This is a genomic window from Acinetobacter sichuanensis (assembly GCF_003024515.2).
GTDB lineage: Bacteria > Pseudomonadota > Gammaproteobacteria > Pseudomonadales > Moraxellaceae > Acinetobacter > Acinetobacter sichuanensis.
Genome location: NZ_PYIX02000009.1, coordinates 60,972 through 83,972, shown reverse-complemented (window position 1 = coordinate 83,972; position 23,001 = coordinate 60,972). Strand labels below are relative to the sequence as shown.

Annotated in this window: 26 protein-coding genes; 14 read left to right on the top strand and 12 right to left on the bottom strand. The window is 36.3% G+C overall.

Going from position 1 to position 23,001, the window contains the following annotated elements; all coding sequences use genetic code 11:
• Positions 1 to 118: 118 nt before the first annotated feature.
• Positions 119 to 1,534, bottom strand: a complete 1,416-nt coding sequence (locus tag C9E89_RS07970) for a cryptochrome/photolyase family protein (protein WP_107007712.1) — start codon at positions 1,532 to 1,534, stop codon at positions 119 to 121.
• 111 nt (positions 1,535 to 1,645) lie between these two features.
• Between C9E89_RS07970 and C9E89_RS07965 the strand changes: the two genes are divergently transcribed.
• Positions 1,646 to 1,837: a hypothetical protein gene (locus C9E89_RS07965; protein WP_107007711.1), complete on the top strand. Its 192-nt coding sequence runs from the start codon at positions 1,646 to 1,648 to the stop codon at positions 1,835 to 1,837.
• An 89-nt stretch (positions 1,838 to 1,926) separates the two neighbouring features.
• On the opposite strand, the gene C9E89_RS07960 is transcribed toward C9E89_RS07965, so the two are convergent.
• The 6 genes from C9E89_RS07960 to C9E89_RS07935 all read right to left on the bottom strand — a co-directional run bounded on the left by C9E89_RS07960 (position 1,927) and on the right by C9E89_RS07935 (position 8,020).
• Positions 1,927 to 3,105: an MFS transporter gene (locus C9E89_RS07960; protein ID WP_107007710.1), complete on the bottom strand. Its 1,179-nt coding sequence runs from the start codon at positions 3,103 to 3,105 to the stop codon at positions 1,927 to 1,929.
• Positions 3,106 to 3,283: 178 nt separating this feature from the next.
• A complete protein-coding gene (gcvH, locus tag C9E89_RS07955; RefSeq protein WP_107007709.1) occupies positions 3,284 to 3,658 on the bottom strand; it encodes a glycine cleavage system protein GcvH in 375 nt (124 codons plus the stop codon).
• Positions 3,659 to 3,738: 80 nt separating this feature from the next.
• On the bottom strand, positions 3,739 to 4,770 hold the full coding sequence (locus C9E89_RS07950; protein WP_107007708.1) for a helix-turn-helix transcriptional regulator: 1,032 nt from the start codon (positions 4,768 to 4,770) through the stop codon (positions 3,739 to 3,741).
• A gap of 93 nt (positions 4,771 to 4,863) precedes the next feature.
• Positions 4,864 to 5,313, bottom strand: coding sequence for a MaoC family dehydratase (locus tag C9E89_RS07945; protein ID WP_107007707.1), 450 nt, complete (start codon positions 5,311 to 5,313; stop codon positions 4,864 to 4,866).
• Complete coding sequence (locus tag C9E89_RS07940) at positions 5,314 to 7,176, bottom strand: ABC transporter ATP-binding protein (RefSeq protein WP_107007706.1); 1,863 nt, start codon at positions 7,174 to 7,176, stop codon at positions 5,314 to 5,316.
• Between the two features lie 271 nt (positions 7,177 to 7,447).
• Positions 7,448 to 8,020 carry a LexA family protein gene (locus C9E89_RS07935; protein ID WP_378228274.1) on the bottom strand — a complete coding sequence of 191 codons (573 nt, stop codon included), beginning with the start codon at positions 8,018 to 8,020 and terminating at the stop codon, positions 7,448 to 7,450.
• Between the two features lie 290 nt (positions 8,021 to 8,310).
• Here C9E89_RS07935 and C9E89_RS07930 point away from each other — a divergent pair, with 290 nt between their 5' ends.
• On the top strand, positions 8,311 to 8,781 hold the full coding sequence (locus tag C9E89_RS07930) for a winged helix-turn-helix transcriptional regulator (protein WP_107007704.1): 471 nt from the start codon (positions 8,311 to 8,313) through the stop codon (positions 8,779 to 8,781).
• A 9-nt stretch (positions 8,782 to 8,790) separates the two neighbouring features.
• Here the strand turns inward: C9E89_RS07930 and C9E89_RS07925 are convergent, their stop codons facing one another.
• Genes C9E89_RS07925 through tusD form a run of 4 tightly spaced genes read right to left on the bottom strand, consistent with a single transcriptional unit; the run spans position 8,791 to position 10,224 of the window.
• Positions 8,791 to 9,102 (bottom strand): TusE/DsrC/DsvC family sulfur relay protein, encoded by a 312-nt coding sequence (locus C9E89_RS07925; RefSeq protein WP_107007703.1) that lies wholly within the window; start codon positions 9,100 to 9,102, stop codon positions 8,791 to 8,793.
• Between the two features lie 52 nt (positions 9,103 to 9,154).
• The gene (locus C9E89_RS07920) at positions 9,155 to 9,439 is read right to left on the bottom strand and encodes a DsrH/TusB family sulfur metabolism protein (protein WP_107007702.1); all 285 of its coding nucleotides are present in this window, start codon (positions 9,437 to 9,439) and stop codon (positions 9,155 to 9,157) included.
• Between the two features lie 22 nt (positions 9,440 to 9,461).
• Positions 9,462 to 9,812, bottom strand: a complete 351-nt coding sequence (locus C9E89_RS07915) for a hypothetical protein (RefSeq protein WP_107007701.1) — start codon at positions 9,810 to 9,812, stop codon at positions 9,462 to 9,464.
• A gap of 43 nt (positions 9,813 to 9,855) precedes the next feature.
• A complete protein-coding gene (gene tusD, locus C9E89_RS07910) occupies positions 9,856 to 10,224 on the bottom strand; it encodes a sulfurtransferase complex subunit TusD (RefSeq protein ID WP_107007700.1) in 369 nt (122 codons plus the stop codon).
• A gap of 70 nt (positions 10,225 to 10,294) precedes the next feature.
• On the opposite strand from tusD, the gene C9E89_RS07905 reads away from it, so the two are divergent.
• The 9 genes from C9E89_RS07905 to C9E89_RS07865 all read left to right on the top strand — a co-directional run bounded on the left by C9E89_RS07905 (position 10,295) and on the right by C9E89_RS07865 (position 18,583).
• Positions 10,295 to 11,299 (top strand): SDR family NAD(P)-dependent oxidoreductase, encoded by a 1,005-nt coding sequence (locus C9E89_RS07905; RefSeq protein ID WP_107007699.1) that lies wholly within the window; start codon positions 10,295 to 10,297, stop codon positions 11,297 to 11,299.
• 126 nt (positions 11,300 to 11,425) lie between these two features.
• The gene (gene fumC, locus C9E89_RS07900) at positions 11,426 to 12,820 is read left to right on the top strand and encodes a class II fumarate hydratase (protein WP_107007698.1); all 1,395 of its coding nucleotides are present in this window, start codon (positions 11,426 to 11,428) and stop codon (positions 12,818 to 12,820) included.
• A gap of 589 nt (positions 12,821 to 13,409) precedes the next feature.
• A complete protein-coding gene (locus C9E89_RS07895; RefSeq protein ID WP_228198998.1) occupies positions 13,410 to 13,970 on the top strand; it encodes a nitroreductase family protein in 561 nt (186 codons plus the stop codon).
• A gap of 120 nt (positions 13,971 to 14,090) precedes the next feature.
• Positions 14,091 to 14,957 carry a hypothetical protein gene (locus C9E89_RS07890; protein WP_107007697.1) on the top strand — a complete coding sequence of 289 codons (867 nt, stop codon included), beginning with the start codon at positions 14,091 to 14,093 and terminating at the stop codon, positions 14,955 to 14,957.
• Positions 14,958 to 15,221: 264 nt separating this feature from the next.
• On the top strand, positions 15,222 to 15,659 hold the full coding sequence (locus tag C9E89_RS07885) for a DUF2946 domain-containing protein (RefSeq protein ID WP_107007696.1): 438 nt from the start codon (positions 15,222 to 15,224) through the stop codon (positions 15,657 to 15,659).
• 76 nt (positions 15,660 to 15,735) lie between these two features.
• Complete coding sequence (locus C9E89_RS07880; RefSeq protein ID WP_107007695.1) at positions 15,736 to 15,930, top strand: hypothetical protein; 195 nt, start codon at positions 15,736 to 15,738, stop codon at positions 15,928 to 15,930.
• Positions 15,927 to 17,384, top strand: coding sequence for a cytochrome ubiquinol oxidase subunit I (locus tag C9E89_RS07875; RefSeq protein ID WP_107007694.1), 1,458 nt, complete (start codon positions 15,927 to 15,929; stop codon positions 17,382 to 17,384). The genes C9E89_RS07880 and C9E89_RS07875 overlap by 4 nt, the downstream gene beginning before the upstream one ends.
• Positions 17,384 to 18,388 (top strand): cytochrome d ubiquinol oxidase subunit II, encoded by a 1,005-nt coding sequence (gene cydB / locus C9E89_RS07870; RefSeq protein ID WP_107007693.1) that lies wholly within the window; start codon positions 17,384 to 17,386, stop codon positions 18,386 to 18,388. The genes C9E89_RS07875 and cydB overlap by 1 nt, the downstream gene beginning before the upstream one ends.
• A gap of 87 nt (positions 18,389 to 18,475) precedes the next feature.
• Complete coding sequence (locus C9E89_RS07865) at positions 18,476 to 18,583, top strand: DUF2474 domain-containing protein (protein WP_107007692.1); 108 nt, start codon at positions 18,476 to 18,478, stop codon at positions 18,581 to 18,583.
• Between the two features lie 195 nt (positions 18,584 to 18,778).
• Here the strand turns inward: C9E89_RS07865 and C9E89_RS07860 are convergent, their stop codons facing one another.
• Positions 18,779 to 19,696, bottom strand: coding sequence for a LysR family transcriptional regulator (locus C9E89_RS07860; protein ID WP_107007691.1), 918 nt, complete (start codon positions 19,694 to 19,696; stop codon positions 18,779 to 18,781).
• A gap of 136 nt (positions 19,697 to 19,832) precedes the next feature.
• Here C9E89_RS07860 and C9E89_RS07855 point away from each other — a divergent pair, with 136 nt between their 5' ends.
• The 3 genes from C9E89_RS07855 to C9E89_RS07845 all read left to right on the top strand — a co-directional run bounded on the left by C9E89_RS07855 (position 19,833) and on the right by C9E89_RS07845 (position 22,981).
• Complete coding sequence (locus C9E89_RS07855; protein ID WP_107007690.1) at positions 19,833 to 21,071, top strand: acyl-CoA dehydrogenase family protein; 1,239 nt, start codon at positions 19,833 to 19,835, stop codon at positions 21,069 to 21,071.
• A 93-nt stretch (positions 21,072 to 21,164) separates the two neighbouring features.
• Positions 21,165 to 22,286, top strand: a complete 1,122-nt coding sequence (locus tag C9E89_RS07850) for a phosphotransferase family protein (protein ID WP_107007689.1) — start codon at positions 21,165 to 21,167, stop codon at positions 22,284 to 22,286.
• Entirely contained in the window at positions 22,283 to 22,981 is a 699-nt protein-coding gene (locus tag C9E89_RS07845; protein WP_107007688.1) for a histidine phosphatase family protein, read from the top strand. The genes C9E89_RS07850 and C9E89_RS07845 overlap by 4 nt, the downstream gene beginning before the upstream one ends.
• Positions 22,982 to 23,001 lie beyond the last annotated feature (20 nt).

Below are 23,001 nucleotides of genomic sequence, written 5' to 3'. Positions count from 1 at the left end.
TTTTTTATCAATGAGAAATGCTTTATTTTATTAGTGTTACTCACAAAGTTACTGATTAAATAATGCTAAAAAACATTCAATCATTTAGCGAGTGAATGTTTTTTAGCTTTTGATTGATTTAAATGAGTTTAAAGGCTTCAATTGCGCGTTTACGACTAAGCCCTAAATCTACAAGAGGATGAGGGTAATTTAAGGCTAAATTAGGGTTTTTAGCAAAAGGTGCATGAATTTGTTTTGCATCTAAATGCGCGAGTTCAGGAACCCAACGTTTAATATATTCACCTTCAGGGTCAAATTTTTGTGATTGAGTGGTTGGGTTAAACACTCGAAAATAAGGAACAGCATCAGTTCCTGTAGATGCACACCATTGCCATCCACCATTATTGGCTGCTAAATCCCCATCAATTAAATGCTGCATAAACCATTTTTCACCTTTTCTCCAATCAATAAGCAAATTTTTTGTGAGAAACATTGCAGTAATCATGCGAACTCGATTATGCATCCAACCAGTTGCTTTTAATTGACGCATACCTGCATCGACAATAGGAATACCTGTTTGACCTTGTTGCCAAGCCTGTAAATGGTTATCATTATTTAACCATTTTATTTTATTGGTATTTTCTTTAAATGGTTGATGTTTAGAAACATGAGGAAAAGTAAATAAAATATGCTGATAAAATTCACGCCATAATAATTCATCTAACCATATTTGTTGCCCATGACCTGATAAGTGAAAGTTCCCAAGTTGTTCGCGAAATAAGCCATGTATACATTGACGTATTGAAATTGCGCCCATATTTAAATAAGCAGATAGTTGACTGGTTGCGTTTAGATTAGGAAAATCACGTTCCTCAGCATAATATGCTAATTTATGTTCAAGAAAATCATCTAATAACGATTCTGCATAGTTTTCACGTACAGACCATGAGTCTGCTAGATCTTTGTGATCTAGAGCAGCTATATGTTGAGTTATGATTTCCAGATCAAGTGAATCATCTAATGTAATAGAGGGTTGTGGTTCAGGTGTTGGGTAACAACTTGGAACTCGAATACTTAAAAGTTCATAACAGCGTTTTTTAAATGCACCAAAAACTTTATAAGGCTGATTAGACTGATTTAAAATAGAACCAACAGGAAATAAGGTTCGATCATGATAAAGATTAAGCAAAATATTATGTTTACTTAACAGCGCATTGACCTGAGTATCCCGTTTTTGTTCATTTACACCCAATTCAATATTTGCAAATACATTTTCAATTTTTAGATCTTGAACGACTGTATAAAGTTGTTGAGGGACATCTTGCCATAATGGAACATCTTGAATGATTAAAGGAATATTCAGTTGTGCTAGCTGCCTTTTTAAGGTTTCTATTTGCCTAAGATAAAGTGAGATTTTACAGGCTGCATCATCATGTTGTTGCCATTGTGCTATGGAAATCATCACTAAAGCAACGCATTTTCCTGTTTGTGAAGCATGCCAAAGGGCTGCATGATCAGTTATTCTTAAGTCTTGTCGAAACCATACCAATTGCATAAAAATACTGTATCTTAAAGAAAACAATATAAAATTATAATAAGCTACGGCAATATTTACAGTAGTCTATCTGTGACATACTTTATTGTTATATCTCAAAAGGTAAAAATGATGTCAATTCCAGAAATACCAAGTGATGAAACATCAGAACTTGTACAACAAGAAGAAACTCAGTCAAATAGCGCAACTGATTTGATCAATCATGCAAATCCAATCGATGTGTTAGACTTGGCAGTAGAATTAGGTAAAGGTACTTTAGATTTAATTTCATCTGCTTTGGATAGTCTTGATATTAGCTTTTAATTAGTCTAATAATTAGTCTAAAAAATGGACAATATATCGGATATTTAGCTGTAAAAAAAGCCGCATTTAAGCGGCTGAAAATTTTTCTTTTAAGTCGGTTTATGTGCCACAGCAAAGCGATAAAATATTAAACTACCTGCGGTAATTGCAGCACATAATAAATATGCAAAGCTATAATCAAAAAGAGTAATGATCATACCAAGTAAAATAGAGCCTATCGCGATTCCAAAATCATAGCATGTGAAAAATGTTGAGGTTGCATGTCCAATACGATGCTTAGGTGAACGCTGAATCGCCAATGTTTGTAAACAAGGTTGTGCTGAACCAAAACCCATACCAATAAAAATAGCAGCGAGCATAAAACCAAATACAGTTTCCACTTGGCTGAGAACGACTAGACCGACAGCAAATAAAGCAATTGCTGGATAAATCACATAACTAGCACCTTTACGATCATACAATTTTCCTGTAAATGGACGTAAGCTCATCATCGAAATAGCAAATACCACAAAGAATACACTCGCATAAGCCAGTAAATTTCGTGAAGCTGCAAAAGTAGAAATAAATGACATAATGCTGGCATAGGCAAAAGAAATAATCATTGCCATAATAGAAACAGGAATCGCTTTTTTTTCAACAAAATCATGAATGTTAATTTTGCGTTTAGCGGTCAATTGTGGCGATGAAACACGATTATTTTGTATTGGAATGAAGAAACATAAAGTAAAACCTAAACAAATAATCGCAGCTAAAATACTGGTCACTGTAAAGTACGACGTTGATTGAATCAATGTCAAACCCATTAAAGGTCCAAGGACAATGCCTAGATTAATAGACATAACAAAATAACCCATTCCTTCACCTTTACGTTTTTCAGGAATAAAGTCATTGGCAATAGGCACAGTCACTGTGGTTAAAATACTAAACCAGATGCCATGTAAAAAGCGAATGACCATGAGCATAGTTAAACTATCTGCAAGAAGATACGCAATTGCAAAAAGACAAAAGAGCGTTTCTGAAATATAGAGCGTTTTTTTTCGCCCAAATTTTTCAATGATTAATCCACTAAATGGACGCACAGCAATGGACGAAACCATAAATAAGGTCATCGCTAAACCTGCTTGTGACAAACTACCATTTAAATCTTGCAGAATATAAATAGGAAGAATTGTGGTTTGTGCGAAATAAAAAATGAATAAAAATAAGTTGTTGGCTAAACAAAGAATAAAGGATTTATTCCATAAATGTTGCGCATTTACAGTTGACATAAATAACCTGAATGTTGGGAGAGAGCGAGGCAGCAAAAAAAGCTGTCATTTAAAGCAAAGAAATTTTGTTTAATTTTAATACAATGTTGAACGTGAGTATAGTGGAAAATTCAATTAAAAGATGTAAAAAAAAGGAATCTAAAAAGATTCCTTTTCACAGAGGGTAAAAATCTATGATTTATAAACCCGCTTCATATTCAGTATGACTTAATAATTTTTCAACATCGGCAATATTATCGGCTTTGATTTTATAGATCCAACCTTTGTCATAAGGTGCATCATTCACAAAATCTGGATCATCTTCAAGCGCTGTATTGATTTCTACAACTGTACCTGAAACAGGCGCATGGATATCTGAAGCTGTTTTTACAGACTCAACAACACCAACAGCTTCACCTGCGGTAATTTGACGACCAACTTCTGGGCTTTCTACATAAACAAGATCACCTAAAGCATCTTGTGCATGATCAGAAATACCTGTGATGATCAGATCACCTTCAATACGTACCCATTCATGTGTTGCTGCATACTTCAATTCAGCAGGATGATTCATGTTGACTCCTTAAAAAGACTTCAATTTATTTTTCTACGTGTTATACAGGTTTTTGTTACAAAACAAAAGATTTAAAAATGCTATAGATATGGGTCTTTACGCCAATTGCTTGGACTGCGTCCGCTCCAACGTTTAAAAGCACGGCTAAAATTTGCAACATCACTATAGCCAAGTTCATCTGCGATTTGCTCAAGTGTATAGTCTGTTCGTGACAGTAAAGAGGTTGCATGACGATAACGAACTTCATCCACTAAGGTGGAAAAAGAAGTTCCTTCAGCTGCAAGTTGCCGCTTTAAAGTTCGGTCTGACATGTGCAAGCGATCAGCAACATTTTCAATGCTTAAATAATGCTGTTCTGAATGCGTCAAAATGTCGCGAACACGCATAGATAAGCGACGACGTTCACCAATTGCAGAAAGCTCCGCTTCACATTGATTGATAGCAATCTGGCTAGCGATAGGGTCTGCATTGACCATCTTTAAACCTAAATAGGATTTATCAAAACTTGCAATTAAATGCGGCTGCTCAAAACGCATTTGATAGCGATTTTGCAATTTATCAATGTATTTATCAAAGCCTTCAGGTTTAGGGAAGTCAAAGTCAATATCACCTCGTAAATCGTCTATACCTGTGAGTGCGCGCGCCATCGTCATAATGCCAAAGGTTAGACCCATTAAAATTTCAGTTCTTAATGGTTCTATATCGATATCACATTGCAATTGTAAAGTTGCTTTTTCACCAAAAGTAGAAAAATACAATTGTAAAAATGGCATTCGCAGTTGAATAAAGCGGTTCGCAAGTACAAGCGCATCGGTAATATCATTTGCTGTCATAATGGCATAGCCAATAAAACCATGAATTGAAATACGCATTTGCGTACCAATTTGATAGCCTAATGTACTTTCACCTGTTAGCTTTAGCGCTTGTTTGACTAATTCATTTGCAATAGGTGTCGGAATACGAAAATCGGGTTCTGCCAACTGTTCACTATTAAAAGAAAAAGGCGCAAAAAAAGTTTCAGCGCTGTAGCCCCATCTAGAAACAATATCTAGTAATAAAAGTCCATAAACACCAGGGATTCCCTGATCTTGGCGAGCTGAAGTGTTCTTCATATGCTATCCGTTGCTCTCAACATATGTGTTTAAATTACATATTGTCATGATTCTAATCAAAAACCATAAAAATTGTAAGACAAAATTTAGCTTTTAATTTTCTTGAAAATGTCGATTAAAAACAACAATTTTAGTTGTTGAAATCAGTAAAATATCACCATTTTGATTTTTTGCTTGTGTGATATAACTCACAATACCGCGGTCAGCTTTGGTTTTTGATGGCGTGATGGAAACAATTTCAACTTCAACTGATATTTTATCGCCTGCGCGAGTTGGTCGTGGCCAACGTAAATTAGAATCTGAACCAATCAAGCCATAAGCAACAGGAAAACATTCTGTCCAAAGCCGCATGACAATGGCTGACGTATGCCAACCACTGGCTGCAATTCCTTTAAAAATAGGATGGTTTTTAGCTTTTTCTGGATCTGTATGAAAAACTTGAGGATCGTATTTTTGAGCAAAATCTAAAATTTCTTCTAAGGTGATTTCATATTCACGACTTTGAAATTGATCGCCCACATTTAGATCTTCTAAATACAACATTTATTTATCTTCCTTTTCTTTCATACGCTGTTGTTCAACTAAAAAACCACCTGTTTGTCTTTGCCATAAACTTGCATAAATACCATTTTGGGTGATTAAATCTTCATGACGACCTTGTTCCACAATTTTACCTTGATCTAAAACAATCAAGCGATCCATTTGGGCAATGGTCGATAAGCGATGTGCAATTGCAATGACTGTTTTATTTTGCATCAAATCATCTAAACTTGATTGAATAGCAGCTTCAACTTCAGAATCTAAAGCACTGGTTGCTTCATCTAAGATTAAAATAGGTGCATCTTTTAAAAATACTCGAGCAATAGCAATACGTTGTCGTTGACCACCAGAAAGTTTTACACCGCGTTCACCGACATAAGCATCATAACCTGTACGACCACGTAGATCAGAAAGTTGAGGAATAAACTCTTCAGCTTTGGCTTTTTTTACAGCTTCAAACATTTCTTTATCGGTTGCATCTGGACGACCATATTTAATATTCTCTGCTACAGTTCGATGTAATAGAGAAGTATCCTGTGTAACCAAAGCAATATTTTTGCGTAAACTATCTTGAGTTACATCTTCAATATTTTGCCCATCAATAGAAATACGACCTTGGTTGATTTCATAGAAATGTAAAAGAAGTTGGATTAAAGTAGATTTTCCTGCGCCAGAACGCCCAACAATCCCGATTTTTTCACCTGCTTTAATATCTAAGTTAAAGTGATCAATCACGTTTTTATTGTTATAAGCAAAACATACATCTTGAAACTTGATATTACCTTGTTGAATTTGCAAGGGCTGAGCATTTTCTTTGTCTTGAATTTTAATCGGTTTGCCGAGCGTATTCATACCATCTTGAATTGTCCCGACATTTTCAAATAGCATTGAAGTTTGCCACATCATAAACTCAGCCATACTATTGAGTTTTAAGATCATAGCAGTTGTCGCAGCAATTACACCAATCGCAGCTTGACCTTGCAACCATAACCAAACGGCTGTACCCAGCACGCCAAAAAACAAAACAAAAGTGAGTAAATTAATGCAAATTTCATACATTGAGCCTAAACGCATTTGGTGAAATACAGTCACCATGAACTTTTGCATAGAGGCTTTGGCATATTGACTTTCACGACCTGCATGTGCGAATAACTTAACCGTTTGAATATTGGTATAAGCATCCGTTACACGACCTGTCATTTCAGCACGTGCATCAGCTTGGGCTTTAGAAACTTTACCTAAACGAGGAATAAAATAATAAGCAGCCGAAATAAAAAGCACTAACCAAATGAGTAAGGGAACCAATAAAATTGGAGAAATTGCGCCAAGTACCACACTAATCGTAATAAAATAAATCACGACATAAGTGACCATGTCACCCAAAATGACCCAAAATTCACGTACAGCCAATGAGGTTTGCATGACTTTAGCGGACAAACGTCCTGCAAAGTCATTATGGAAGAAGTCTAAGCCTTGACGTAGCAATAAATTATGAAACCTCCAACGCAAACGCATCGGAAAACTACTATAAAGTACCTGATGACGAATAATAGATTGCATATTTGCAAAGAAAATATTGGCAATTAAGAATGTCGCCAAAATAATTAAATTATTCTGATGATTTTCTAAAAAGGTTTCAGGTGTAGACTGTGTCAACCAATCGACTAAGTGCCCAATCTGTGAGAAAAATATAGCTTCAAAACTTGCTGTTGCCGCAGTAAATAGAATCAGCAGAGCTAAATACTTTTTTACACCTGTAGCAGCCTGCCAAACAAAAGCAAAAAATGTTTTAGGCAAAGGTTCATTGAGCCCCTCATTTGGATAGGGATCAACGCGATTTTCAAACCATTTTAATAGATTGTTCATACTAGAAAGTGACACCCTTTAGTCGTCAATGAATTAAATGATGTGAATCAATACAAATGTTTAAACAGTTGACTCATACATGCGATTTAATCAATTAGGGTAGGATAACATGAGCAAGTTGTAATATTAAAACTCTATTCAGAACTTTTGAAAATTGTAAACGTCCAAAATAAGTATAAATTGTCTAAAAAAATAGCTTATTGCATGCTGCAAAAGCTCAAATACTGCTTCGTTTTACAAGTAATAAAACAGAAAAACTGAGCGTTAAGAGCTATTTTAAATTTTTAATCACACGTGTTACGACACCCCAAATCAGCATTTCTTGACCTTCGTTAAAATGAATATCTGGAAATTCAGGGTTTTCTGCTTGTAACCATTTTTTATCACCGTCGATCATCAAACGCTTAACTGTAAAGTCATTGTCAACTAAGGCTACGACAATATTACGATTTTTTGCCTCTATGCTACGATCTACAATCAAATCATCATCTACATCAATGCCTGCACCAAGCATCGACAATGATGCAACTTTAACGACAAAAGTTGTATTTGGGTTTCGAATAAGATATTCATTAAAATCAATTGATTGTTCAGTATGGTCTTGTACTGGAGAGGGTAATCCAGCAGCAATTTTAGTTTGAGCAAGTGGAATAGAGATCGACGTCTTTGCTTCAAAAACAGCAATCGATGCAATTTCCTGTACTTTTTTCATTTGCGCTTTTTGCGTTAAATATTGTTTAACTTCATTCACTTTTGATTTTGGAATATGAATCATTTCTAGTTCTTCATGAGCATCTGATGAGGAATAAATTACTTCATTTGTTACATTAGAATTACTTGAAATCGTCATATCTTTATTCTTAAAAAATTAAATCTTTTTAAATATTATAGAGAGATTGGAACAATATCAAATTTAAAAAATATTTATTTTCAATGAGATAAAGAGTGATTTTTTATTTTAAATGTAATTCATAAAGATATACATTGTCATTACAATTTTAGTTTTCACGTCATAATTCAAGTAATACGTTGTATGATCAAACATTATATTTAACAATGACTAAAAATAATACTTTAAAAAGTATGACGAGATCATTACATTAAGCCAAAGAAATTCAAAAAGTTGAGCGTCTAATGAAGTGGGATGATATCGGTGAGCAACCTTGTCCAATTGCACGTATTTTATCTGTCATCGGAGACCGTTGGACATTTTTGATCATTCGAAATGCATTTATGGGTGTGCGTCGTTTTGATGCATTTCAACAAGGTTTAGGTGTAACTCGGCATGTTTTGTCAGAACGTTTAAAGCGTTTAGTTGAGCATGAAATTTTAGTCAAAACGCCTTATAAAGAAAAACAAGAACGCTTTGAATATCAACTGACTGAAAAAGGGCATGCCTTATATCCTGTATTATTGACGATGGCGCATTGGGCAGAGCAATGGATGGATCCAAAATTTGAACGTCCAGTTGAGTTTGTGCATCGACCTTGTCAACATCGGTTAAAGCCTGTGCTGATCTGTTCAGATTGTGGTGAACCTCTACAAGCAAAGCACATCAAACCTATTTTTAATGTGCTTGAAAATATAACAGCGAAGTCATCATAAAATAGCGTGTTATAAACAGTTAGCAGGTTTCGGAACGCCAGCTAAGCGACTTAAATGACGGGCAACTAAACCTGTATTAAATCTGTCTTGTAGCATGGCGTTATTGATATCAGCATTCACTGTTTTCATGAGAAACTTAATCAAGGGGCGCGTTGCAGGAGAATGCCCAAATTGAGCGTAAAATTGGCGAACTGCTTGTAAAATTTCAAAATGCCAAGCATTCAGTTCTAAATCTAAACTTTGTGCTAATTGCTGAGCAACACTTTCATCCCAAATGGTGTAATCCACCAAATGCCCATCTTGGTCTAACTCTAAAGTCATAAAATAGCCTAAGCAGATAGGGCGAACCTATCTAATAAAATCAAACAAAATATTATTTTAAACTGATACAACGTTTAAAGTCTAAAATTAAGTCCGCAAACTCAGCATAAGAAAGCACTTTAATATATTTCGGTAAATCAGCCACCCATAAGTCTAGATCTGAAGCCAAAATATAAATCTGACAATCATCAGATAAGCGTTCATCATCTGCAAATAAAACCGCATCTCCCATTAAAACAAGAACATCTTGAGCGGTACTCATCATCTTGAATTGTTCAATATGTGCTGATGTTTTCGCAAATTCAGATTGCATTAAAAATAAAGTAGGTTCTGACATTTATATTCTCTTATTTCTGCGTTTACCAATACAGCACATGATCAAAATCGTGGAGGAATTCTGGATTTAAATCAATAAATTCAATTTGTTGTTGTGAATACGTAACAAAAACTGAATTTTTATCCTTATTTTCTACCAAAATAGGGGTGAGATCATAGAACTCAAAACTATCTAGCATATTAGATGCCAATTTAAATGGATGTTTTTTTGCATCAAAAAGCAGATCAGATTTTAGTAAACTGAGTGCTGATTCTTTAAGTAAGACTTTGACTTCACTACCAAAAGTTGCCAAAACCATTGTTGCTGAAATACTTTCATTGACTTGTAAATGGTTGAGGTTTGGGTGAGTTAAAATGACGAGTACAGTTTTCACACAATTTACCTTTTAATTGCAACACTTAATTGAAAATAACATCTTAGAATTGAAGGAGTCGATCACAGGATTCAACTGCATCTGCAAGTTCTCCTAAGCCGACTAACTCAAAGCCTTCGGCAAGGTTATGTGTTGAAATTTGATGACGTTTAGCATTTTCCTGATCTGTGATACCTCGTGCTAGGGCAGCACTGACACAAACAGGTAAGCGTATGGCTAGCTGTTGCCATTCATGGGTTAAATTACGTTGATCATCAGGCACCCACTGCAAGCCATTTGCAACAGTGACAGCATCTTGATAGAAGAAAACACGAAAATCTTGATTTTTTGCTTGTAAAGCCTGTGCTAAGCCTAAGGCATGCCAAGCATGAACTGAATTAGGCGTAGAGGTGATTAGTAATAGAGTACTCATTGAAACTTCACTTGAAGATTAGATGGTAAAGGCAATGTCATTTACACTTGATAAAAATAGGTAGTATACAATGATTTTAGTGACTGGTGGTTTAGGCTTTATAGGCTCGCACGTGGTGATAAGCTTGCTTGCTCAAGGGCAAGAGGTCGTCATTGTGGATAACTTAGCCAATTCAAATTTACATACTTTAGAACGACTTGAATATATTTCAGGAATGTATATTCCTTTTGTCAAAATCGATGTTCGAAATACACCCGCTTTAAATAAAGTTTTTGAGCAATATTCGATTGATGCTGTAGTACATACCGCAGGGTTTAAGGCACTTGAAGAGTCTAAATTAAAACCACTTGAATATTATAATGATAATGTGAGTTGTATTATGAGTTTATTACGCTCAATGCAACGTACAGGTGTACGAACTTTAGTTCATTTATCAAGTTTAGCTGTTTATGGAAAGTCGAGTTTAGAGCTCGATGAATCGGTTGAGTTTAATTATTCTTATGAAAATCCTTACATTAAATCTCAACAAATGATTGAGGAAATTATTAAGGATACATGCAAAACTGACAATGAATGGCGCATTGCGATTTTACGTCTAGCAAATGTTGTGGGAGCGTTTGAACATGGCGTATTGGGCGAGTTTGTAAATCCTTTACCGAAAAACATTGTACCCATGCTTTTACAAGTCGCAGCGCAGCAAAGAGATGTGATTGAGTTACAAAACCAAGCTGCAACTGCGGATGGAACAGTTGAGAGAAGTTTTGTTCATGTATTGGATGTATGTGATGCAGTTCAAGCCAGTATATTGTGGTTGCAAAACCAGTTTAATATCTGTGAAAGTTTTGATATCGCAGGGCAACCTAGCTCAATTCAAAATTTAATTGATATTGTTGCTGAAGTGACACAAGCTCAAATTCACACAGTAGATGCAAGTTATATCTACCAAGAACTCGCTCAAGTAGGTTCAAAAAGCAACAAGGCTGAAAATATACTTAAATGGACTGCGAAGCGCTCCTTAAGCACAATGATCCAAGATGAATGGCGATTTTATCAAAATACATTAAATCATGGCTAAATTAAGCCATATTTGATAATGATTATTGTTTACAATTGTATTAATATTGATTAGCATGCAGCAAATGCAATAAAAATAGCATTTTAACATCATGATAAATCGTTATTAAGTGAGCAAGAGGTGAGTATGCAGACACGTATTGAACATGACACCATGGGAGAGGTAGAAGTCCCAAGTGAAGCATTATGGGGTGCGCAAACACAACGTAGTATACAAAACTTTAAAATTGGTCATGAGCATTTACCATGTCCCATGATTCGTGCGATGGGATTAGTCAAAAAGGCTGCTGCAATTACAAATGCAGAACTTAAACAAATTCCAGATGAGCTTAAAAATTATATTGTAGATGCCGCAGATGAAGTGATTTCAGGACAATGGGATCACCAATTTCCTTTGGTTGTTTGGCAAACAGGTTCTGGCACACAAAGCAATATGAACTGTAATGAGGTCATTGCGAATATCGCCAACCAAAAATTAGGCAATCCTTTAGGCTCACAAAAGCCAGTTCATCCGAATGATCATGTCAATCGTGCACAGTCTACAAATGACTCATTTCCTACCGCTATTCATGTTGCTGCTGCATTACACATCAATGAATTACTTATTCCTGCTGTACAAAGATTGCGAAACACATTGCATGCAAAGTCAGAAGCCTTTAACGATATTGTTAAAATTGGACGTACCCATTTACAAGATGCTACGCCTTTAACTTTGGGACAAGAATTTAGTGGTTATGTGCAACAACTGGACAATGGTATTAAGCGTTTAGAGCAAGCACTGGTTTGGTTGTATGAGTTACCTTTAGGCGGTACAGCTGTGGGTACAGGTTTAAATGCTCACCCTGATTATGCTGAACAAGCAGCCGCACAATTGTCAGCTTTAACCTCGTTACCATTTATCAGTAATCCAAATAAGTTTGAGGCTTTAGCTGGGCGTGATGCTGCTGTTTTTGCTTCAGGCGCGTTAAAAACTTTAGCTGCGAGTTTAAATAAAATTGCTAATGATATTCGTTGGTTGGCAAGTGGACCGCGTTGTGGTTTTGGTGAAATACATATTCCTGAAAATGAGCCTGGTTCAAGTATCATGCCAGGGAAAGTAAATCCAACACAATGTGAAGCAATGACAATGGTGGTTGCACAGGTCATGGGCAATGACACAACGATTAACTTTGCTGGTGCATCTGGAAATTTTGAACTGAATGTTTTTATGCCTGTTATTGCATTTAATTTAATTCAATCTATTCAATTATTAGGTGATGCTTGTAATAGTTTTGACGAGCATTGTGCAGTAGGGATTGAGCCAAATCGTGAAAAAATAGACTATTTCTTACATAATTCATTGATGTTAGTTACAGCTTTAAATCCTGTGATTGGTTATGAAAATGCAGCAAAGGTTGCAAAAACAGCATATAAACAAGGCAAAACTTTAAAAGAAGTCGCGGTGGAGTTGGGCTTTGTTAGTCCAGAACAATTTGATGAGGTTGTACAACCTGAAAAAATGGTTCATCCAAATGTCAAATAACACCAATTAATAAAAGTTTTATAATATATTTTTGGAATGATTTTTTCTGCTTCTAATTATAAATTAAGACGCGGAAACGTCATCCACAGTTGTTTGAGGCAAGACTACTCATGATGGATAATGTTTTTGCAATACATTAATCAATTTGCGGTATTTGTCGAGTTCTGTGGATGACAATGGTTTTGCCTACTTTTGCCAAAACAAAAGTAGGTCGAGCCGAAGGTTATTCCCTAAATATAAACTTTAGATGTAAGACTCCGTCAAAAAACAAACCTCTTATATTATGTTAATTTCCAAGAATGGTATAAACATGATTAAGTTTTAATGAAAATGCCAATTTTGTATTGGCATTTTTTATATCAGAGAACATCTTTTTTCAAAAAATGATATATAAATCATGATCTTTTATATATGAAAAAGAAGATTTTTCACTATTTTTTTGTTCTAATAAGCAAAGTGTTATCAAACTCACATTGTTTAGTTTTGCTTAATATTTGACTGGCGTTATCTGGTATTTCCCCGAGAAAATAGCAAAGGATTTTTAAAAATGTCGAATCATTTTTTAGATTTAATTTAAAATAGACGAACAATTTATGCGATTGGACGCCGTGTTGAGCAAACACCTGAGCTGTTAACTGCCTTAATTCAAAATGCAATCAAGCAAAGCCCATCTTCGTTTAACTCCCAGTCTTCACGTGCTGTTATTTTATTTAATCAACAACATGAAAAATTTTGGCAATTGGTGAAAGAAAAATTGCGTAGCTATGCTGTGGATGAAGTTGCTGCAACAAAAACCAATACACGTATTGAAAGCTTTAAAGCAGGTTTTGCAACGGTTTTATTTTTTGAAAATGTGGATGTAGTTAAACATTTGCAGGATCAATTTCCATTATATGCAGATAATTTCCCTATTTGGTCAGAGCATTCAACCGCAATTGCTCAGTTTGCGACATGGACAGCATTGCATACAGAAGGTTTAGGTGGTTCTTTACAGCATTATAATCCAATCGTAGATGATCAAGTTCATACTGAATGGGAGATTCCTGCGAGTTGGAAATTGCGCGCACAATTCGTCTTTGGTTCTATTGAAGCACCTGCAACAGAAAAAACATATATTGAAGATCAAGTACGTTTTAAAGTTTTTAAATAGTTTTCATTGATTTTTATATTGTCAGTAAAGCGAGTGATTGATCACTCGCTTTTGTATACATGATATTACTGCTGATTTATGATTGTTATATCATACTATTGTTTTTGCAAAATTATATAAATGGCTAAGCTACGACATCGTAAACATCACAAAAAATTTGATCCCAATAAAATTCATTTACATCATTTAAGACAGCAGTGGATGGAACAACAGGTTATAGAAAGCCAATTACGCAAAGATCAAACTTTTAAAACTAAGTATTATAAACAGCAGTTTGATTTACCACTCAAGGGTAAGCCTGCATATGTTGTGAGTATGATCATTAAATATTTTATTTTGGTTTTTATTTTGCAATTAATCTTTTTTGTGTGGATTGTTTTTTACACAATTTTTGAAGATGTATTCGAGTTTATCAAATTCCTTGATCCTGAGGTATTTATGGAGGTACATACCACCATCTTTTTGAGTCTGTTGTTGGTTTTACCAATTTTTATTTTGTTTTATAGAACTATATCTACATCTCAATCCAAAGCAATCATCCAAAACTTTCAGATTCACCTTGATACTGTCGTGATTCTTTTTACAGATGGTTCAACTGAGCAGATTTATTATTGTGATATTGATTCTGTTCATATGGTCTCGGTAGGGAAAACACATCGGATGGAAATACGCTATACATTAATACATAAGAAGGAATTACAAGATTATCCTCGAATGTTTGAATTGGATTTTACGTTCAAGAAAGTATTTTTTCTCAAAAATAAATATCAAATGTATAGTGCTTTCTTACAACAACTACAAATTAAAAATCCGAGTGCAAAAATTTATACAGGTTTTTGGTATAAAAGTTATTTTAATATGGAAAATTTTCAGTTAAATGAAAGACGATTATTTTTATTAAAATGGTCAAATGTTCTGTTCTGGGTGGTTTTCGTTAGTGTTAGCTTTGCAGCTATTTTTTATCCTGCTTATCAACATCTGCTTTGAATTCAATATTTCAAGTATTTATAACGCTGCTTGAACTTATTTTATCAGGATTTAAATATTATTTAGAAAACATATAGGTATTGCAATAAAAACATGAAATAGGCTTTAAAAACCTAAAAATATGGACTATAGTTGAAAGAGTAAAGTTGAGTAATGTGCTTGGTTTTTATTCAATATTGTCTAATTTAGTATAGCTAATCTAGTATTGAGTATCTTTCAAGTTGTTATTCAGCACCGCCTTTTATTCAATATGAGCAATCAATTGTGCTAAGACGTAGTGGGCTGTTGCTAGCATTTGCAACAGTATTGTTACAGATTGCGGTTTTCTTACAGCCGCTATTGCCTGAGCAATATCAAATTGCTCCGGTCTGTGAACACATTACGCATTCTTTATTGCATCCTGACGGTGATGAATCAGATCCTGTACATCAAACCAGTTTTATTCATCATTATCTACACCTAGATCAGTCTGCGCAAAACTCAGATCATCACGATCATCAGCATGATATCAATCATCAATGTCAATATTGTGTGGTCTATGGCAATCTAGTCTTACCACCCGAGTTTGGTATTAGTGAAGTCTTTGTACGCTTACAAGTCAGATTGATTGCTTATAGCAAAACATTTCAGCATGTTTATTTTGCTTTACAGCGTCTCTATTTAATTCCCCAAGGACGAGCCCCGCCGTTCAGCTTTGCATAAAACTATTCAATGATTTTTTGTTCTAAATTTTAGAATAAAGCAATCAATTTACGAATTTATTATGTAGAGATTTATCATGAAATTGCAAAAATTTCCAAAAATGGTGGGAAGAAATATACTCATCTTGAGCTTAGGTTTGGTTAAAAAAAATACAAACATAAAGCAACAGACGAGTAATAAAACGAGCGTTTATGCTGATTTAGTAAAACAACAATATTCCTGTGCAGTGTTTAGCATTGAACTGCCTCAAAACAGTAAGGTGATGTTATGACTTTAGGACTTACAGCACTAGAACTGGCACGTATTCAGTTTGCTTTTACAGTGTCTTTTCATATTATTTTTCCAGCTATTTCAATTGGTTTAGCAAGCTTTTTAGCTGTTTTAGAATGGCGATGGCTAAAAACCAAAGACCCTGTGTATCAGGACTTATTTAAATTTTGGGTGAAAATATTCGCGGTTGCATTTGGTATGGGGGTCGTATCAGGTGTGGTGATGAGCTATCAGTTTGGTACCAACTGGAGCGAGTTCTCACGGGTGGCTGGTTCTGTAACAGGACCTTTATTGACCTATGAAGTGTTGAGTGCCTTTTTCCTTGAGGCAGGTTTCCTTGGCATTATGCTGTTTGGTTGGGGGCGTGTTGGTCCACGTGCTCACTTTTTTGCAACAGCGATGGTGGCGATAGGTACTTGTATTTCCATGTTTTGGATTTTGTCTTCAAACAGTTGGATGCAGACACCACAAGGCTTTGCGATTGAAAACGGCATTATTGTTCCAACCGATTGGTTTGCCATCGTATTTAATCCTTCATTTCCATACCGTTTAGCACATATGGCTGCGGCTGCATTCTTAGTGTCTGCTTTATTGGTCGCTTCAACTGCGGCATGGCATTTACTCAAAGGTCGCCGTGATGCCTTGGTAAAAAAATCTTTTTCTATGGCAATGTGGATGATCCTGATCCTTGCACCATTACAAGTGTTGATTGGCGATAACCACGGTTTAAATACCTTGAAACATCAACCGGCAAAATTGGCTGCGATTGAAGGACATTGGGAAACCAATAAAGGCGAGGGCATGCCGTTATATTTATTCGGTATTCCTGATATGGAAGCGGAAGAAACCAAATATGCGATTGGTATTCCTAATCTTGGAAGCCTGATCATGACACATACGATGGATGGTGAAGTCAAAGGCTTAAAAGAATTTGCCAAAGAAGACCGTCCAAATTCATTGGTGGTGTTCTGGAGTTTCCGCATTATGGTCGTGCTTGGCATGTTGATGATTGCATTGGCATTCTTTGCCTTGATTTTGCGTAAAGGTGGCAAGCTGTATGAAAATAAATGGTTGCATCGTTTTGCTTTTGTGATGGGTCCATCAGGATTTATTGCACTACTTGCGGGTTGGTTTACCACTGAAGTCGGACGTCAACCGTGGGTGGTTTATGGGGTAATGCGAACCAAAGATGCATTATCGCCTGTATCGGCAGAGCAAGTGGGACTAACACTAATCATTTTTGTGGTGGTGTACTGCGTGGTATTTGGCATTGGGATTTATTACATGCTGAAACTGATGCATAAAGGTCCGCAATTTATTCATGCAACGCCAGAAGGTGCAATTCATAGCGAAGAGGCGGTGATTCTTGCCTCGAAACGTCCATTGACCAGTGTAGAAGAAAGCGTTGACTCAGATTTGAATGCTGGTAATAGCAATGAACAGGAGCGTAAATAATGATTGATTTATCTCTGATTTGGATTGTGATCATTGCCATTGGCGTGTTTATCTATGTGGTGTTGGATGGTTTTGATTTAGGCATAGGGATTTTATTCCCATTCTTCAAAGACCAACACGAACGTGATGTCATGATGAATACCGTTGCGCCTGTATGGGATGGTAATGAAACGTGGATGGTGCTCGGTGGTGCAGCCTTATATGCGGCATTTCCTTTGGTCTATGCGACAGTGTTGTCTGCACTGTATATGCCCATCATTTTGATGGTGATTGCTTTGATTTTCCGTGGTGTGGCATTTGAGTTTCGTTTTAAAGCCAATCGCACCAAGCATTTTTGGGACAAGTCCTTTATTGGCGGTTCAATCTTGGCGAGTTTCTTTCAAGGGATGATCTTGGGGGCTTATATTCAAGGCATTAAAGTCGAAAATCATATGTATGCAGGTGGTGGTCTGGATTGGTTAACACCATTTACTATTTTTACAGGCATTGGCGTGGTGGTGCTTTATGCTGCATTGGGTTGTGCGTGGTTGATTTTTAAAACCGAACTTGATTTACAGGATCGTATGTACAAACTCATGCCGAAAATGATCATTGCTTTATTTGTGATTTTTGGTGCAGTCAGTATTTATACACCTATGGCACATCCTGAAATTGCTGCGCGTTGGTTTAGTCAGCCTCAATTGATGTATTTCAGTCCTGTCCCGATTTTAGTGGTGATTTTTACATGGCTGGTATTACGTGCATGTAAACAACGCGCTGAATTAAGCCCGTTTATTTATACTTTGGCATTGGTATTCTTAGCCTATACGGGCTTTATGATCAGTCTTTGGCCGTATGTAATTCCACCATCCATCACCATTTGGGAAGCCGCTGCTCCTGAAAGTAGTCAGCTTTTTGCTTTGATTGGCGCATTGATCTTGATACCAATTATTTTGATCTATACAGGACTGTCGTATTGGGTATTCCGTGACAAAGTCCGTATTGGTGATGACGGTTATCATTAATCAGGTGTTGTTATTTTAAATCGGGTGAATGTCTGAGTGACTGAAAACAAAGACATTCACTTTAAATAAACGCAAAGGAGATGAAAATTGAAATTATCTCAGACTCAATGGTTTATTGTGCTTTGGATCGGTGGCTTTCTGACTTTATTGATTATTGCAGGATTTTTTAGAATGCTGATTCAGTTGGCATATTAAAGACGAAAGGGCAGACATATTGCATGTTTGCTCTTTTATTTTCGATAAAATAGCCTAAGTTTTTTAAAAATTAAATAAATTAAAGAAAAAGAAAGCATACTAACCGACTGTTGATTTTCTCCTAATTGAAAAATATTATTTTAATTTCAGTGACTTTAGTTAAGTATTCATGACTGATCCATATAATAAAATAGCCTAAGTAAAAATTTTAAATATTTCATTTTTCAAATAATTATGTCTCAAATTTTCATTCAAATCTTTATTCCAATACATCCCCATATTTAAAAAAGGCAGTTCAATCGGATGTTCATGAATATAAATACTTAGATCAATATTTAAATGCGACAAAATTTGTCGTGGAATCGTCAACACCGCTTCAGGATACTGTAACAACACTTGTAGGGCGGTTGAATAATGCTGACAACGCATAAAAATTTGTCGGCTGAATTGTTTTTTATTTAAATAAATATCTTCCAATAACAAGCCTGTACGGCGTGATGAAACTCCAATATGTGGTGCCTGAAAATATAGATCGCTGTTCATTATAGTTTGCTGGGTACAAATCACAAACTGATCCTGAACCAAAGGATGATACAAAATGCGCTCACCATAATTTTGTTCGAGATCAATCACAAAATCAATTTGCTGCGAGGCAAGGTCAGCCACAACATTTTTACGGTCGAGTTTACTGCTGAAAAATTGAATATCCAATTGTTGCTGTTGAAAATGTTGTACCAGTTGCGGAAAAATAATCGGTTCAATTTCATCATGAACCGCAATTTTCAAAGTATTCAACATACTTGGATCAAAAGATTGTGTTTGTTTGGAAATATTTTGAATGACAAATAAAGCATTTTTGACAGGTAAATAGATCTGCTCAGCAAAAGGCGTTGGCAACATTTTATTGCCTGCACGAACAAATAAATCATCTTGTAAATGTTGTCTAAGCCGTTGCAGGGCATGGCTCGCCGCAGATTGGGTAATACACAATATCTGAGCCGCTTTGGAAATACTTTTTTGCTCATAAATGGTCAAAAACAGTGGATATAAATTGATATCCATCTGGTGGAAAATTGCCATATCCAAGGTGTTTTTAGAATGAATATTATTCATAATCTGCTATGGAATTAAATCATTTGGTTCATAATATATTTTCAGTTAAGGTAATGTAAAGCAAGATTGATCACGCAAACATTTTATATTTGACTCGATCAGTATTTTACTTTTATTGAATAATAGGAACAGCAGGATGTTTGAACTTTCAGCACGTGCGCAGGACTTTGTAGAACGCACCAAAGCATTTATAAAAAATGAAATTGAACCCATCGAAACAGAATTTTGGAATGATGTGCATCACCTTAATCAGGGTGGAGATTGGACCAAATGGCAATGGTCTACTCAACTTGAGGTTTTAAAAAATAAAGCCAAACAAGCAGGGCTTTGGAATATGTTTTTGCCTTGTCCTGAACTCGGTCAGGGTTTATCTGTACAAGAATATGCCCATATTGCAGAACTTTCAGGACGCAGTTTAATTGCGCCAACCGTATTTAACTGCAACGCGCCTGACAGTGGCAACATGGAAGTGTTATGGCGCTATGGAACAGACGCGCAAAAACAACAATGGCTGAAACCTTTACTTGATGGAAAAATTCGTTCTGTTTTTTGTATGACTGAACCTGATGTTGCCTCATCGGACGCAACCAATATGCAAGCAACGGCTGTGGTGGATGGTGATGAAATCGTTCTAAATGGTCGTAAATGGTGGTCTTCAGGTTTGGGCGATCCTAATGCCAAAATCATTATTTTCATGGCACATACCCCTGACGAAACAAAAAGTCGCCATCAACAACACTCGATGGTATTGGTTCCTGTAGACACGCAAGGCGTGACTATTGAACGTATGTTGCCTGTTTTTGGAGATTATGATGCACCACATGGTCACGGCGAAGTTAGTTTTGATAATGTCCGTGTACCTGTATCCAACTTTATTGGTGGAGCAGGACAAGGTTTTGCTATTGCACAAGGGCGCTTAGGACCGGGACGTATTCACCATTGTATGCGTTGTATCGGTGCGGCTGAAAAATCTTTGGAACTCATGATTGATCGTGGCATGAGCCGTAGTGCATTTGGCAAAGAGATTTTGAAACTTGGTGGCAATCTCGAACGCGTTGCCGAAGCACGGGTTGCGATTGATCAGGCACGTTTATTGACCTTGTATGCCGCTTATAAAATGGATACTTTAGGGAATATGGCGGCATTGACTGAAATCTCTGCAATTAAAGTCGTTGCGCCATCGGTACTTGAAAAAGTGGTGGATATGGCAATTCAAATTCACGGCGGTGCAGGTATGTCACGTGATACGCCATTGACAGGATTTTTTGCACAGGCTCGTGCTCTACGTTTAGCTGATGGTCCTGATGAAGTGCATAAAGGCATGATTGCCAAACTTGAATTGAAAAAACGTGGTTACGGTTCACATAAGAAGTAAGCTATTTAAATGATTTGCAATGTCATTTTCCTATGTAAATATAGACATAGGAAAATACACACCATTCAAAATTTACAAAATCTGGGAAAAAGCATGTCAGTGATTGATGTAGGTGGAAATGTCCGAGAAGGCGAAGAACTTGATGTTCGTGCAGTGGGAAATTGGCTCATTGAAAATGGTTCTGAAATTTCAGGACCTGTGGAAGTCACTCAATATTCAGGTGGGGCGTCAAATTGGACATATCGTTTAAAATACGAAAATGCCGATTTAATTTTACGTCGTCCACCCAAAGGAACCAAAGCCAAATCTGCACATGACATGGCACGTGAATATAACGTTCAGACTTGGCTCGCACCGTATTATCCTGTTTTACCTGAAATGGTGGCATTGTGTCAGGATGAATCCGTGATTGGCTGTAATTTCTATGTCATGAAACGTATTGAAGGCATTATTCCACGTGCCAAACTGCCACCTGAATTAAAATTTGGTGAAACAGAAGTCCGTGAACTCTGTATCAATGTTTTGGACAAACTGATTGAGTTACATCAAGTTCCGTATCAAGGTACGCCACTTGAGCAATTAGGCAAAGGGGATGGATATTGCCGTCGTCAGGTTGAAGGTTGGGACTCTCGTTATGAAAAAGCCCATACCATCAATGTGCCAAGTTTTAAGTTTGTCCGTAAATGGCTCAATGAAAATATTCCTGCTGATTCAACAAGTTGTTTAATTCATAATGATTGGCGTTTTGATAATGTCATTCTTGACCCTAAAAATCCGACACAAGTTATTGGCGTATTGGATTGGGAAATGGCAACCATTGGCGATCCATTGATGGATTTGGGCGCAGCCTTAGCCTATTGGGTCGAAGACACTGACAATCAGATTTTTAAATCGACCCGTCGCCAACCGACTCATTTAAAAGGGATGTTTAGCCGTAAAGAAGTGGTGGACTACTATTTGCAGAAAACAGGTTTACAGCCCGAAAATTGGACATTTTATGAAGTGTTCGGTATTTTCCGTTTAGCGGTGATTGCGCAACAGATTTATTATCGTTACTACCACAAACAAACCAATAATCCTGCATTTAAAGATTTTTGGATTGTGATTCATGCCTTACATATCCGTGCGCTGAAACTAATCGGCTTACAAAAACTCGAAGCCAATGAAATTGCACATAAATATATGGAAAAAATGAAGGAAATTTTAGCAAAATGACCACAATTTATTTGGTTCGTCATGGACAAGCGTCTTTTGGTGCGGCAAGTTATGACAAACTTTCACCCAATGGGGAATTACAGGCAAAAGTATTGGGTCAATATTTCAATAAAATTTTGAAAGAAGAACCTTATGTCGTGGCAGGTTCAATGCAACGCCATCAACAAACGGCGAATTTTGCATTGGCTGAATGTTTTCCTGAAGCCAAGATTATTACAGATAGTGCTTGGAATGAATTTAATCATCAACAAGTGTTTGCCCAATATGACCCACGTTTTAATGAGCCGCATTTATTACGTGAAGAAGTCGCAAAAGAGGAAAGCCCACGTGCATATTTAGCCAAAATTTTTGAAGGTGCAATTGGACGTTGGACAGGGGGCGACTATCATCATGAATATGATGAATCATGGCCAAATTTTAAAAACCGTGTCGAAACAGCCTTACAAAATCTATGTGATGAACTCGCTCAAAGCAAGCCACGTTATGCTGTGGTATTTACTTCAGGTGGCGTGGTTTCTGTGGCGGCAGGTAAATTACTCGAACTCAGTCCAAATAAAACCTTTGCTTTGAATTGGGCAATTGCCAATGCAAGTTTAACGACTTTACGTTTGGTGGGCAATGAACCACAGCTCTTGAGTTTAAATGAACATCATTTTATCAAGGCGGAAGATTCGCAATTGCTGACATGGATTTGATATTCATCCATTAAAACAAA